Annotated in this window: 14 protein-coding genes and 2 pseudogenes; 8 read left to right on the forward strand and 8 right to left on the reverse strand. The window is 68.8% G+C overall.

The window, feature by feature from the left end; all coding sequences use genetic code 11:
* Positions 1 to 28: 28 nt before the first annotated feature.
* The 3 genes from ABZV31_RS04610 to ABZV31_RS04620 all read right to left on the reverse strand — a co-directional run bounded on the left by ABZV31_RS04610 (position 29) and on the right by ABZV31_RS04620 (position 2,657).
* The gene (locus ABZV31_RS04610; RefSeq protein WP_020120296.1) at positions 29 to 232 is read right to left on the reverse strand and encodes a cold-shock protein; all 204 of its coding nucleotides are present in this window, start codon (positions 230 to 232) and stop codon (positions 29 to 31) included.
* A 573-nt stretch (positions 233 to 805) separates the two neighbouring features.
* Positions 806 to 1,282, reverse strand: a complete 477-nt coding sequence (locus ABZV31_RS04615; protein ID WP_355888035.1) for an ATP-binding protein — start codon at positions 1,280 to 1,282, stop codon at positions 806 to 808.
* 133 nt (positions 1,283 to 1,415) lie between these two features.
* Positions 1,416 to 2,657, reverse strand: a complete 1,242-nt coding sequence (locus ABZV31_RS04620) for a protein kinase (protein WP_355888037.1) — start codon at positions 2,655 to 2,657, stop codon at positions 1,416 to 1,418.
* A 768-nt stretch (positions 2,658 to 3,425) separates the two neighbouring features.
* Between ABZV31_RS04620 and ABZV31_RS04625 the strand changes: the two genes are divergently transcribed.
* The 6 genes and pseudogenes from ABZV31_RS04625 to ABZV31_RS04650 all read left to right on the forward strand — a co-directional run bounded on the left by ABZV31_RS04625 (position 3,426) and on the right by ABZV31_RS04650 (position 7,207).
* Complete coding sequence (locus tag ABZV31_RS04625; RefSeq protein WP_355888040.1) at positions 3,426 to 3,779, forward strand: hypothetical protein; 354 nt, start codon at positions 3,426 to 3,428, stop codon at positions 3,777 to 3,779.
* Between the two features lie 381 nt (positions 3,780 to 4,160).
* Positions 4,161 to 5,015: a hypothetical protein gene (locus ABZV31_RS04630; protein ID WP_355888042.1), complete on the forward strand. Its 855-nt coding sequence runs from the start codon at positions 4,161 to 4,163 to the stop codon at positions 5,013 to 5,015.
* A gap of 112 nt (positions 5,016 to 5,127) precedes the next feature.
* Positions 5,128 to 5,685, forward strand: a complete 558-nt coding sequence (locus ABZV31_RS04635; RefSeq protein ID WP_355888045.1) for a hypothetical protein — start codon at positions 5,128 to 5,130, stop codon at positions 5,683 to 5,685.
* A gap of 233 nt (positions 5,686 to 5,918) precedes the next feature.
* Positions 5,919 to 6,107 (forward strand): annotated as a pseudogene (locus ABZV31_RS04640) (sigma factor); the annotation flags it as partial.
* An 84-nt stretch (positions 6,108 to 6,191) separates the two neighbouring features.
* On the forward strand, positions 6,192 to 6,428 hold the full coding sequence (locus tag ABZV31_RS04645) for a hypothetical protein (RefSeq protein ID WP_355889046.1): 237 nt from the start codon (positions 6,192 to 6,194) through the stop codon (positions 6,426 to 6,428).
* A complete protein-coding gene (locus tag ABZV31_RS04650) occupies positions 6,425 to 7,207 on the forward strand; it encodes a hypothetical protein (protein WP_355888047.1) in 783 nt (260 codons plus the stop codon). Before ABZV31_RS04645 ends, ABZV31_RS04650 begins: the two co-directional genes overlap by 4 nt.
* Positions 7,208 to 7,312: 105 nt before the next feature.
* On the opposite strand, the gene ABZV31_RS04655 is transcribed toward ABZV31_RS04650, so the two are convergent.
* Entirely contained in the window at positions 7,313 to 7,441 is a 129-nt protein-coding gene (locus tag ABZV31_RS04655) for a hypothetical protein (protein ID WP_355888050.1), read from the reverse strand.
* Between the two features lie 1,391 nt (positions 7,442 to 8,832).
* Here ABZV31_RS04655 and ABZV31_RS04660 point away from each other — a divergent pair.
* On the forward strand, positions 8,833 to 9,489 hold the full coding sequence (locus ABZV31_RS04660) for a YeeE/YedE thiosulfate transporter family protein (protein WP_355888052.1): 657 nt from the start codon (positions 8,833 to 8,835) through the stop codon (positions 9,487 to 9,489).
* The gene (locus tag ABZV31_RS04665) at positions 9,489 to 9,905 is read left to right on the forward strand and encodes a YeeE/YedE thiosulfate transporter family protein (protein ID WP_355888055.1); all 417 of its coding nucleotides are present in this window, start codon (positions 9,489 to 9,491) and stop codon (positions 9,903 to 9,905) included. Before ABZV31_RS04660 ends, ABZV31_RS04665 begins: the two co-directional genes overlap by 1 nt.
* A 79-nt stretch (positions 9,906 to 9,984) precedes the next feature.
* Here the strand turns inward: ABZV31_RS04665 and ABZV31_RS04670 are convergent, their stop codons facing one another.
* From ABZV31_RS04670 to ABZV31_RS04685, 4 genes and pseudogenes are all read right to left on the reverse strand, one after another.
* A complete protein-coding gene (locus tag ABZV31_RS04670) occupies positions 9,985 to 10,134 on the reverse strand; it encodes a hypothetical protein (protein WP_355888058.1) in 150 nt (49 codons plus the stop codon).
* 11 nt (positions 10,135 to 10,145) lie between these two features.
* Positions 10,146 to 10,403 (reverse strand): hypothetical protein, encoded by a 258-nt coding sequence (locus ABZV31_RS04675; protein WP_355888061.1) that lies wholly within the window; start codon positions 10,401 to 10,403, stop codon positions 10,146 to 10,148.
* Between the two features lie 309 nt (positions 10,404 to 10,712).
* Positions 10,713 to 11,106: pseudogene (locus ABZV31_RS04680) on the reverse strand (GNAT family N-acetyltransferase); the annotation flags it as partial.
* Positions 11,107 to 11,214: 108 nt separating this feature from the next.
* A complete protein-coding gene (locus tag ABZV31_RS04685) occupies positions 11,215 to 12,156 on the reverse strand; it encodes an IS110 family transposase (RefSeq protein ID WP_355888064.1) in 942 nt (313 codons plus the stop codon).
* Positions 12,157 to 12,482 lie beyond the last annotated feature (326 nt).

The following is a 12,482-nucleotide window of genomic DNA, read 5'->3' on the forward strand; positions in this document are numbered from 1 at the left end:
GACGCCGGGCATCATCAGGATGGCGCGATCAGACGGGGCGAATATTCTCCGCCTGCGGGCCCTTCTGGCCCTGGGTAACGTCGAACTCGACCTTCTGGCCCTCCTGCAGCTCGCGGAAACCCTGGGCAGCGATGTTGGAGTAATGGGCGAAGACGTCGGGGCCGCCGCCCTCCTGCTCGATGAAGCCGAAGCCCTTCTCGCTGTTGAACCACTTGACAGTGCCCTTGGCCATGACCGTCTCCTTCGAGGGAAACCGGGCCCGCACCCTGCGCGCCCGGGAGGTGATCGCCCTGGTCCGGAGAGGCGCTGACACGCAAGAACGCCCGTGATGGCGATCACGGGCGAACGGGACTTCGGAACCACGACTGCTGATCACAACCGCTATATCGGCCGGACGGCAGCCGCTAGCGAAAACGCGCCATGGCCGGTGTTCCGCCTGTCGCCTCGCGAAGGTTGCGCCGGCTGGCGCTGGTGTCAGAACGGCGGACGGCGCACGTCGAGCTCACCGAGATCTGGCCGAAGCCATGCGGGCGGGTGCCGAGGTCCTCGGCGAAGGCGTGGCAGGGTGCGCCTGTGCGGAGTCGGGCCGAACACTGGTTGTCCGGGCACTCCCGTCAGGAAGGGGCCGCGAATCGGCACCCGACCTGGCATTTCCGCAACGGGAACTGCGGGCCCTCAGCCTCGTCGACGACGTCCTGCGCGGCGCGTTCCAGCCGCTGTGACCACAGCCGTTCCAGCTCGACCCGCTCAGCCAGGCACGTCGTGTCCACGAGTATCTGTAGAAGCGCCCGCATGCACGCGGATCTCAGAGGATCTGGCGGCCTGCCACTGCCCCGCCGGGGTCATCGGCCAACACGACGGTCGCGGTGATCCGCTTGCCCACCGGCTCTCGATGCATCTCGAAGCTCCGGCAGACCGCCATGACGATCTCCAGTCCGTGCTGCCCCACCCGGCTCGGGTCAGCAGCGCGGGCGACCGACAGGCGCGGCTCGCTGTCCCACACTGTCACCTCCACGCAGCCCTCGATGACCTCCAACGTCAGCAGGCACGGGCCGGGAGCGTATTTGTGGGCGTTGGTCACCAGCTCGCTGACGACCAGTTGCACCATGCCGCTCGCGCGGCTTGACACTGGCAGTCCATGCACCGCTTGCACCTCGGTCAGGAAGGATCGGGCCAGGTCCCGGCCCTCGGCGATCTCCTCAGTGCCCTCGAACGCGGCAGACGCCGAGATCCAACGGTCCACGAGTGGCTGTGTACCCTCCTCCTGCCCAGGCAGCTCCATACGTTCAGCCTCAGGTCCGAAGCGCCACTAGTTGCGCACCCGAATACCCCCAAAACATCACCGCAGTCCTCACGCAGGCGAACCTGGTTCCCTCTGTCTGCCCTGACGGCTGTACGCGGCATCTCCCAGCGGCTCAGTCGTCGGCGTGCCGTTGCCGTCCTTTGCCTCCTTTCCCGTCGGCGTGCTTGCCTGACCACTGGCCGCCCTTGTCGCCACCGTGCTCCGGCCTGGGTGACGTCCTGGCGGTCGGAGGGGCAGGCGATGGCGTTACGGCCGGGGTCCGACCGGCGGGTGTTGGTGCTATGCGGGTGGGTGAGGGAGAGGCTGGAGACGTAGGCGCGTCGGCACCGGAATTCAGCGAGGCACCGAGGGCCGTCGCCCCGGCGAACAGCGCGAGGCCGGCGCCGGCGAGAACGGCTTTGGAGGCCAGTTTGCGGCGACCGCTGGGGCGGGAGTGCGTGCTGGCGCGGGATTCACCGGCGTGCAGGGCCGAAGGCGATGGAATTGCCGGGGTGGGCATGGGGGTGGTGCCGTCGTGCTCGGCCGGTCGTGGTGTCCCGTTCTGCGTGGCGAGCCAGGCGGCTGCCTGTTCGGCGGTGGGCCGGTGGGCCGGGTCCTTCGCGAGCATGTGCAGCACGTAGTCGGACAGCGGCTGCGGTATGCCGGGGCGCAGGCGGTCGGGCGGTGCCGGTGTGGCACTGACGTGCTGCTGGACCACGGCCAGTGACGTGGCTCCGCTGAACGGAGGCCGCCCGGTGAGCAGTTCGTACAGGACACAACCGAGGGAGTAGACGTCGGACGCGGGCTGCGCGGGACGGCCCAACGCACGTTCCGGAGCCAGGTAGTCGGCAGTGCCGATGATCTTGCCCGTGGCGGTCAGGCCGCTGGCGGCCTGCTCGGCGAACCGTGCGATGCCGAAGTCGGTGATCTTCACCGTGCGGTCGGTGGTCAGCATCACGTTGGCGGGTTTGACGTCCCGGTGGACCACCCCCTGCTGGTGTGCGGCATAGAGGCCGGCGGCCGCCTGGGCCGTGATGGCTGCCGCCTCCGCCGGGTCCAGGGCGCCGCGCAGGGAGCGTTCCTGGGCCAGGTTCCAGCCGTCGACGAGTTCCATGACCAGGTGGGGCTGGTCATGGTGCGCGCCGAAGTCGTACATGCCCACGACGTTGGGGTGGTTGAGCCGGGCCGCGATCTGCGCCTCCAGGCGGAATCGCTCGGCGTCTTCCGCCTCTGCGGCATGCAGCAGTTTGACGGCCACGGGCCGCCCGAGGAGGTGGTCGCAGGCCCGCCACACCTCGCCCATCGCGCCGCGTCCCAGCAGCTCCTGCAACTCATAGCGGTCCGCCAGCAGACCCTGCACACCCACCCCGATCATCGCGTTGCTCGTAGTTCCCCCAGGCCCGGTGGTTGGGTTTGCGTGCGTTCGGGTCCCGGTTGCCCAGGCCGACGCACGCTCCCTCTCGGACCGGGCGCCGAGGTGCGCACGGGGCAGGCAGACGACGGGGGACTCACCTGCCTGCCCCTCATTGCGCGACCACCCGCTCGGCATTGGGGGCGAGCGGGTGCCACGAGGCCCCTGGGTCCCTGGGCCCACTCTCGTACAGCGCACTGGAGTGACGGGCCGTCACACCCCTGGGGCACCCAGCCCCGCACAGCTCCCGAGCTGGATGAGCGGGGCAGGCCCGGCACGGGGGGAACCGGACCTGCCCCAGCATGTCGGCGCCTGCAAACCCTCCCCCCGGAGGATGGGCGCCATGACCCCGCCCGGGGTCACTTCCAACAGCGCGCCGCAGGCCAGGAGTGTCACCGGGGAGACGGGAATGGTTGCGAGACCGACAACTGTGTGGAGGAATACCCTGAACTTCTTCATAACCTGGTCATGAAATACGCGAATACTGGCGGCCGGGGGCTGCGGCGGCACCCGAATCGCACTCCTCCATTCAGTCCGGAAGACTGCCCAGACATACGAACATTCAGGCAAGTGCCTGTATAGGCAGCCATATTGGTGACACCCCAGACGTCGGTGTAACGCTGCAGTGCATGCGGAACGCAGAACTAGGGAGAACCGGGGCACCGACCGGCTGAATCTGGGTGCCCTGGCGCGAGCGCGCAGACACGGCACTACGTCAGATCGGAAATCCCTGTGAGAAACATCGACCCGGTTCCCGGATACCAGGCATACAACGAGCCGCCGGGCCCGGACCGCTCTCTGCACCGCCAGGCCACCACACGGCGTACGGCCATCGCCATCTGCACGATCGCCGACATTGCGGCCGGCCTGCTGGGCCTGTGGATCCTGTTGTTCCTGCTCGACGCGAACCGCGGGAACGTGTTCGTCGAATTCGTGCACGGCACAGCGGACTGGCTGTCCTGGTGGTCACAGGACATTTTCACGATGGACACCGATTGGCTACGCGTTGTCCTCAACTACGGCCTCCCGACCGTCATCTATTTGCTGATCGGTCACGGGATCGCTGCCCGGCTCAACCGAGCCTGACAGCGGACCGGCCTCTTTATCGATCGCCATGAAAGTGGGCCGACCATGACACACAGCTCCACTGGAAACGATCACCTGCCGATCTATGAGGACCTGATACGTGAGCGGGGTGACGTCGTCGCCGAAGCTCAACGCGCCGCGGAACACACGCACCACCAGGCAGCGCAATTGCTGCCCGGACGGGACGCGGTTCAGCAAGCCCGTCATTGGGGCGGCAGCACCGGAGCCGCTGCGGCTGGTAAGCCGGAGTGGCGCCGGTCGCCGCCGTAGCGGTGAGCCTCGGCGCGGGTACGTCCACATGTCCCCGTCCTCACCCAAGGACCAAGCCGTGGCCCAGGCGGGCCGACGGCACGTCGAACCAGGAAGACCGGAAAACCGCAGATGGATTACTGTTCCTCATGCCGTCGGCACCTCAACGGCGCCCTGGTGTGCCCGGGGTGCGGCGCCTACGCCCCGGACATCGCCCCGCCCGTCGCTGACGGCCACAGCGGCTCGGCCCCGGCGATGGCGAGCGCCGGGCCGGCCACAACGGCCCACCGGGACCCTGCGGCCTCCGTCACGTGGCACGACAGCCTCCCGGATGGCGAGGCGGAGTCCAGCACTGCCATGGACGTGGCCCCGCGCGTCGCCGCCGATGCCGAGCCCCTGCCGCCCGCGCGGCAGGGGCGTGCGGCACGCCGTCGCCGACTGGCCCGCTGGAGGAAGAACAAGCGCCGGGCAGCAGTCGCGAGCGCTGTCGCACTCGTCGGAGGCGGCCTGAGCATCGCCATGATGGACCGGCACGCCACGGACCGGGCGCAGGCAGCCACGGCGCCGGACGACCCGAGGGCAGGTGCCGGGCAGGAGCAGACGCCCGAGCAGAACCGACCGGCTGCCGCACCGGCGACCGCTCAGCACACCCACCAGCCGTCACGCGCCGCTTCCCAGCCACAGCCTCCGCCGACGACCAACGCGCCGCGGCAGCAGTCCCTCGCGGCACCCTCCCGCGCGACGTCACCGATCGCCCGGCCGGACACCGTAGCTCCTGCCCGCCCGGCCGCGACGGCGACCCCGCAGCCGCAGAGCACCGCACCGGCCGCCGGCGACACGACCCCCGACCGCTCCGGTACGACGGCGCAACAGCAGCCGGCGCCCGCGACAGGCAACGGCACGAAGCCGGGCACGCCCCAGACCAGCCCCTCACGGGCGTCGACGTCGCCGACGGAGGTCTGCCTGCTCGGATTGTGCCTCGGCTGACCACGCCCGCACCCGGCCGTTCCCGGCAGGACGAGGGAACGGGGTTCGCGAGCCGCGTGTCAGCCCGTGAGCAACGGCCCCGGCCGACGGAAGGGAGAAGACGCAGAGGCCCATGAGTCCCCGCTACGAATTCCAAGTCCTGCTGCACCGTATCGGCCGATGGTGGGCCGTCGACATTCCCCGCCTCGACCTCCACAGCCAGTGCCGCACCCTTGAAAGGGTGGAGGATCTGGCGCGTGGCCTCGTCGCCGAAGCTGTCGGGGTCCCTCCGTACGTGATCGTGCTGGACATTCTGGTGCCCGAACTCGCTCCCGTGCTGGGCTCAGTGGTCGAAGCGCGGCACCGCCGGGCGGCCGCGGTCGCCGCCGAGAATCAGGCAATCGCCGCCGCTGTTCACGAACTCGTGGACAAGCTCCACGTGAGCCAGGGTGACGCCGGGCGTCTACTCGGCCTGCCCCCGAGCGAGGTGGCCCGCTTCACGCCACCACGCGGCTCGTCACCCGCCGGCCCAGGACAGCTCACGCCCCTGCCCGCATCCGGTCCGCCGCGACCGGCCGCCACCCCTGCTCTCCGCTCGCGCCCCGGCCCCGCGCGGCGACCACAGCAGGCGACCTCCCCGGCCCGGCCGTCCTGGGCCATCCCTGACGACGACACGGAACGCCGAGGCTGACAGGGGGGCTTTGGCAGGCATGGGCCCGCTGGCGCGGGACCGTTGTGTGGAGTGGCCACCGATCATTTGGGAGGCCGGTGTGACGTGTCGTACGCTCCGGGGCGTTGCTCAGTCACTGGGGGGACGGATCGATCGTGCGAAAGGAAGGGCGTGTGCAGGGCGCGTCGGCCGAAGATCTGGCGCTGAGCACGGCAGTCGCACGGGCCCAAGATGGTAACGAGGCGGCGTTCTCGGTGCTGTACCGATCGGTCCAGCCCGGCCTGAACGCTTACCTGCGTGGGCTCCTGGGCGAAGGCGCCGAGGACGCGGCCGCCGCCGTCTGGCGGGAGATCGCACGCGAGTTGCCACGATTTCGTGGCGATGGCCACGGATTCCGCGGCTGGACGACGAGCATCGCCCGGCACCACACACGCGGCCACCTCCGGCGTCGCGGCGCACCACACAACTCGGCAAGCACCAAAACGCCCCCGACCGGAGACCACACCGGCCATCCTCCGCCAGGAGCCGTGCTGTCCGCCGAGACGGCCCAGGCCCTGGTCGCCCGGCTGCCCCAAGCCCAGGCGGAGGCGGTCCTCCTCCGCCATGTCGTACGCCTCGACGAACCGGCGGTCGCCCGGGTCATGCGCAGGCCCGTCCTTGTCGTACGGGTCCTGAAGCGTCGTGGCCTGAGGAGCCTCGCCCGTCTGCTGGACACCAGCGATGTGACACACCATGTCGTGCGCACGCTGGGGGAACCGGGATGAGCACCCACCGAAACGGAGACGAACAGTTGAGCGGCGAGGCTCACCGGCCCAATGCTGCCCCACACCTCGGCCCCACTACCGAACGCGACGGCGCGTTCGACCTGGACAACATCGCCGAGCGGATCGGGGAGGCGCTGCGTCAGCAGCCCCTGGACACCAGTGCGGAACAGGCCGCCCTTACCGCCTTCCGCAGCGCACGCACGGCGAACGACGGAGCCGTGCGCACCCGGCGCCGGGACGACTGGCGCCCGAGGACGCGAAAACAACGTTGGACGCGCGGCAGCGCCCTGACCCTCGCGGCCAGCACCCTCCTGGGCGGTATCGCCGTCGCCTCCATCGGCGTGGTCGACAGCACACAGCACCACGCTCCCGAAGCCCGCACCAGTAACAGCCCGCTTCGGCCGCCCACAGCCACCCCTCGCGGACAGCGCTCCCCGTCCACCGCGCCAGGGACGGCACCGACCGCCTCCCCCTCTCACCCCGGCACCGCAAAGAACATCGAGGCCCACTGCCGTGCCTACGAAAGGATCAAGGGCCGTGGCCATGCCCTGAACGCCACGGCGTGGCAACGCCTTGTCCGCGCCGCCGGCGGTGAACAACAGGTCGCCGGATACTGCGCCCAGTTGTCCAGATCGACGGACGACACCACCCCGACGCCGACGAAGACGAACAAGGCCAGGAAGGCCGGCAAGACGAAGAACGCGGAGAAAACAGGCAAGGGCCGGGAGAAGCCAAGCGCCGAGACCAAGCCGCCGAAGGGGCCGTCCGACCGGCCGTAGGCAGCGCCCGATACGAGGCGGGACTGCCGTCATCGACAGGTCCGGACCTCCCACACCGCAAAGGTCCCTTGTACCGCACATCCCCGATCCGGCGGGAGGTGGGGACTACTTGATGTAGACGATCGGCGCGGTCGTCTCCGCCACCACGTTCACCGCGGCGCTCGTGGCGGTCTTGCCGGACTGGTGGACAGCGCGCACGGCGACTGCGTGACCGGTGCCGGCGGCGGACGACACGACCTTGCCGTCGACCAGCAGCTGGAGGCTGCCGCAGGCTGGCTCCAGCTGCTGGCAGCCTTCCCGGTCACTCGTACAGCGAGCGCGGTTGCTCTCCTTCGACTTACTTCATGCCGGGCTTCTCATCCAAGCGACGAGCCGGGCCCACCAGCCACCCGTCGATCGGCCCTGTGAACTGTCTGGGCGTGGGGGAACCTGTGTGCGGCGCGCCGACTCGTCCGGTCGGACCGGCTCCGGCCCCGTTCGAATCATCGGCTCCTCTGCACATGCACGACTGCGCTTCGCCGACTCACACATGCACCGCTGAAGTGTCGGCACGTCGGCCAGCACTTGCTCCACGTGTCTCCCACAGCCCTCATAGGTCATCTTCCGACATGACCCGCAGACAACACGCCGGCACATGATTCCCCTTCATTAGCGCCCTTATTAACGACCAGTAATATCAACAATTTCGTCACAGCCGAATTCACAATTCCGCCACAACCAAGTCCCATGCGTGCACTGTCTCCACGAACAAATGGCTTCCGCCAACAGACGGGCCGGCCACGAAGTCGTGTCCCGCTCCAAACGGCCTCGCCATCGGCCACGAATATCCAATCATGCGAGACATGGGGCATAAGTCTCGCGTGGCATGCCTCACTCAGGGATGTCAAGCGGTCACGGCCGGAATGCACCCTGATGTTGCCCGGGACACCGAAACCGTGGTTGCATCACGCTCGGTCGAGAACAGGAGGCACTCTTCCGTGTTGTAACAGGCCGTCACCGCGTCCTTTTTGAGATCGTCGACCCCGGGCGCGGCGAGGGCAAGAGACCGAGAACGGCAACCGCCCTCACGGAACGGGTGGTGTGCGCCGGTCAGAAGGGAGCAACGTGAGTTGCTCGCACGCCGCAGGATGCCCCCTTTTCCCCTTGCTCAGGGCGAGCTTGCAAGGTTGGCGCGACTACTACTGCGACAGCGAGGATCAGTGGCTCGGCTGTGCGCGCTACCAGGTGTCACTCACCGGCGAGCGTGTGCCGATCAGTCTGCTGCCCAACGGAGCCCGCGCGCGACACCTCGAAGAAGCGGCCACCGACACGGGCCGGTACGGCGCCGCCAACCCAGAGCAGGGACCCCAGCAGGCCCCGCCACCACAGCACAATCCCTGGTCACCTGAGAGCGCGTCATGGTCGCAGCCGGCACCGGCTCGGCCACCAGAGCCGTCAGGACCTGTGCCTGCGGCATCGGAGGCTGTGGCTCAGTTCGGGCCGGCATCTCCGACGATTCCGGTCTCGCATTACCGGCCGTCACCGTCCCCACCGTTTCCCCGGCCTTCAGATCGACACACGGGGCAAGGGACCAGCTCGAAGCGCGGCTTGTGGGCTCGATTCACCGAATGGATGGGAGGCCCCGCATGAGTGGTTACTGGCCCTGGTGGGCCGGCGCTGCCGGGCTCGCTCTGATCACCATCAACTACTCCCTCGCCACGGACCGGTCGTTTGGGGTGTCGTCCGCGTGGGATCGCGTGTTGCACTGGCGCAGGGAGCGCCGCCTCGAGCGGACGGACGAGGAGTTCACCGACGAGCGTGCTCTGGCTGACGCTCTCGCCGCAGCTACGGCGGAGCACTTCGGCACCAGCCCCGCCGCGCCCACCGTGCCGCCCGCTCCGCACGGGACGTCACAACTGGTCGAAACGGACGTCGAACCGGCGGTGAGTGAGGAGACCTCGGTCGCGGGCCCGGGCCCTGCCCCGCTGGTCACCCAGGCTGCCCTGCTGGTATCGATTTTCCTCGGCGGATTGATCGCCGCGGTCACCTCCGGGCGGTTCCACCTCCGCTTCGACATGGGCCCGGGATTCCGGAACGTGGTCACCGCAAATCCGACCACCATGACCGTCCTGCTGTTCTTCGGAGGCGTGCTGGTCGGCTTCGGCACTCGGCTGGCCGGTGGGTGCAGCTCCGGCCACGGGCTCAACGGCTGCGGCCGTCTACGCCCGGTCAGCCTCGTCGCGACCGCCGTGTTCTTCGGCACCGCCGTCGCGGTGTCGTTCCTGCTGTGGAAGGTGATCTGATGCGTACTCGGGGCGCGATTCTGCTGGCCAACGTCATCACCGGACTGGCTCTCGGCTATACCGTCTCCAACATCGGCTTCGGCGACTACACCGAGCTGAACCGCATGTTCACCTTCCAGGACCTACGCATGCTCCTCTCCTTCGCCGGCGCCGTCGTGATCATCGTCTGCGCATTCGCTCTGCTGCGGGTCCGCCGCACCCCGGGGCGCATACACGCCGGCGTGGTCCCGGGCGCAGTGCTGTTCGGCACGGGCTGGGCGATCTCCGGAGGGTGCCCGGCAATCCCGATCGTCCAGGTCGCCAGCGGATACCTGCCCGCCCTGATCACCATCGTCGGCGTCACCGTCGGTATCCGGCTGTGCCGCTGGGCCAACGCCCGCCACTTCCACCTCGACCGCGGCTCCTGCGGGCTGTAACCAGGGACTCCCACCGACACGCCCCCGGAGAAGCGGCCCTCCTCTACGCGGCAGGCTCGTCGTCATGAGGAGCCTTTCTTTACGTGCAGCGGTTGATGGCAAGCAGGGCGCAGCAGACGACGGAGCAGGCCAGCCCGGCGTACAGCAGGGGCGGGGCCCAGAACCACACCTCTTCGGTGCTGTGGCCGCTGGTCCAGTGGCAGGTGATGGACGGAGGGAAGCTGTCCACGCTTACCGATGTCAGGCTGTAGTCCCGTCCGGCATCCATGTACAGCCGTCGCTGGTCTTGTTCCCGCATACGTCAAGCGGGTTCGTGAAGGCGAGCCCGTAGATGGTTCCGGCCCCGTAGGCGGCGATCGCTGCCGCGATCCCGATCACAGCCCAGCGGGCGTGCTGCGAGGGCTTCCTTCTGGTCACCCACAACGAGTACGGGAATGCCCCAACGGCGAAGAGAAGGAGTGTGATCGCTGGCGGGCCGAAGAACGTGAACAGAGTCACGACGCGTCCTGACCCCACTTCGAGCGGAGGAATCGTTGCTGTGACGCCACCTCGGCTGACGCATGTCCCCATCGACGCCCAGTGACGACTGCGCGCGTTCCCGGGCATCGCTCGGGGCGCCGATATCCCATCTGGGTGACGGGCGGCCCGGCAGTGGCCCCGGGCGGCTGGCCGCTCCTCCTCGTGGTCAGCCGCTGCCAGGGCCCGTCCCCGTACGCTTCCCCTCCGACATGCTCCACGAGGCCAAGCGGCGCTCCGAGGCCGGCGACCGATCGGCGACCTCTTGGATCCGCGCTGTCGAGCACGAGCTCAACCGGACGGCGTGGCCGAGGACCACACGCCCATCCACTGTTCGGCGCCCCACTCCTCGAACCGTTGCACCTCGGTGAACCCCAGTTTCGCCGCGAGGCGCATCGAGCGGTGATTGGCGGTCTGGGTGCACAGCACCACCGGCTCGCCGGGAAGCGCGTCGGCGTACCAGTCGAGTGCCGCCGCGCACGCCTCGGCGGCGTACCCGCATCCCCATGCCTGCGGCAGGAACAGGTAGCCGCGCCTCCCCGGCATCCGGACGGACTTGACTCCGACGCTCCGCGTCGCGCCGGTTGAGCTCGATGGTGTCGATCATCGCTCCGTCGAGCTCGATCACGAAAAGTCCGGGGCGCCGCCCGGGCGTCTCAGGCACAGCGCGTTCGAGCTCGTCACGGGTTGAAGACCTCGCGGGCGGCATATCGCTTGAGGCAACGGACGCCCCTATAACGGGGGGGTCGGTGGGGACCGTCCGGACCAGGTTGAAGACCTCGCGGGCGGCTTATCACTTGAGGCAACGGATGATCTCACGACGGGTTTTGCCCTCCTGGGTGCGGCGTTCGTAGTACGCCTGGGTGCGCGGGTCGTGGCGCAGCCGGGTGAACACGATGCGGTGCAGAGCGGCATTCGCCTGCCGGTCGCCGCCGTGGTTGAGGCGACGCGAGCTCTGCCGGCCCGAGGAGTACCCGATGGGACTGACCCCGCACAAGGCGGCGAAGGACGCCTCAGTGCTCAGCCGCTCAGGGTTGTCGCCCATGGTGATCAGGAGCGTGACAGCGGAGTCCGGGCCGATACCAACCGGCGCGAGCAGCTGCGGGGCATGGCGTTCGACGAGCCCGGTCAGTCGCTGATTCAGCTCATCGATCTGCCCCGTGAGCTGCTCGATGCGCTCGGCCAGCAGCCTCAGGGTGATGCGAGTGGCCTGGGCGACGGCATCCTCGTCGCCCTCGCCGTCGCGCGGGCTGAGGCACGCGCAGGTGCGGAACAGCTCGCGGTTACCCAGGTCGGACAGCCGCTCCCGCAGAGCCGGGTCGGCTACGACCAGGACGGCCTTGAGCTGGTTGATCGCCTGGGTACGGGCCTTGACCGCGGAGTCCTTGGCGATTTTGAACATCCGGGCGCTCTGCACCGGACCGTCGCCGGATTTGGCCCGCGCCTTGGCGCGACCGGTGAGTACGGCCCGCGCTGCAGCCTGTGCGTCGAGCGGGTCCGACTTCCCGAGCAGACGGCGGGCCGAGCGGTCGGGCCGGTTCACCTCGAACACCACGACCTGCTCCGCCAGCAGATAGCGTGACAGGCCCGCTCCGACGGTGCCGGTGCCCTCCACCCCGGCCCTGCGCACCGTCCCCAACCTGCGGGCCCAGGCGAGCAGCCGACGGTATCCGACCGCTGTGGCCGGAAAGGATTTGGTGCCCAGGATCTGACCCAGTGGGCAGACCGCTGCCATGGACCTCGCCGTGCGTATCCACCCCCAGGACGATCCCGCCCCGAGCGGGTGGGCCGGTGCTGGTGGCGTGGGTGCTGCGCTGTCTGGGTGTCACGGTGATCCGCCTCCCGCATGGTGATGTGCTGGGTGGCCGGCACCGGCCTGAGCGGGGGGTCTGAACCGTGATGGCGCCTGATTGATGGCAAGGCCCCTATTGGGACACGCCCTGTGGCTCGGTGACAGCAGGCACCATCCCGCAACGGCAGTCGACAAGTCCGTGACAAGACACTTCGGTCAAAGATGTCATGAGTCAGACCCCCGCCCGGAACGGTGCTACGCAACCGTCC

Source organism: Streptomyces sp. NPDC005202 (assembly GCF_040608235.1).
Lineage (GTDB): Bacteria > Actinomycetota > Actinomycetes > Streptomycetales > Streptomycetaceae > Streptomyces.

What these genes read in the sequence shown, in the direction of transcription:
- ABZV31_RS04630 (WP_355888042.1), top strand. Translation starts at nt 4,161, where the DNA reads ATGGATTACTGTTCCTCATGCCGTCGGCACCTCAACGGCGCCCTGGTG.
- ABZV31_RS04635 (WP_355888045.1), top strand. Translation starts at nt 5,128, where the DNA reads ATGAGTCCCCGCTACGAATTCCAAGTCCTGCTGCACCGTATCGGCCGA.
- ABZV31_RS04650 (WP_355888047.1), top strand. Translation starts at nt 6,425, where the DNA reads ATGAGCACCCACCGAAACGGAGACGAACAGTTGAGCGGCGAGGCTCAC.
- ABZV31_RS04610 (WP_020120296.1), bottom strand. Translation starts at nt 232, where the DNA reads ATGGCCAAGGGCACTGTCAAGTGGTTCAACAGCGAGAAGGGCTTCGGC.
- ABZV31_RS04615 (WP_355888035.1), bottom strand. Translation starts at nt 1,282, where the DNA reads ATGGAGCTGCCTGGGCAGGAGGAGGGTACACAGCCACTCGTGGACCGT.
- ABZV31_RS04620 (WP_355888037.1), bottom strand. Translation starts at nt 2,657, where the DNA reads ATGATCGGGGTGGGTGTGCAGGGTCTGCTGGCGGACCGCTATGAGTTG.
- ABZV31_RS04665 (WP_355888055.1), top strand. Translation starts at nt 9,489, where the DNA reads ATGCGTACTCGGGGCGCGATTCTGCTGGCCAACGTCATCACCGGACTG.
- ABZV31_RS04660 (WP_355888052.1), top strand. Translation starts at nt 8,833, where the DNA reads ATGAGTGGTTACTGGCCCTGGTGGGCCGGCGCTGCCGGGCTCGCTCTG.
- ABZV31_RS04685 (WP_355888064.1), bottom strand. Translation starts at nt 12,156, where the DNA reads ATGGCAGCGGTCTGCCCACTGGGTCAGATCCTGGGCACCAAATCCTTT.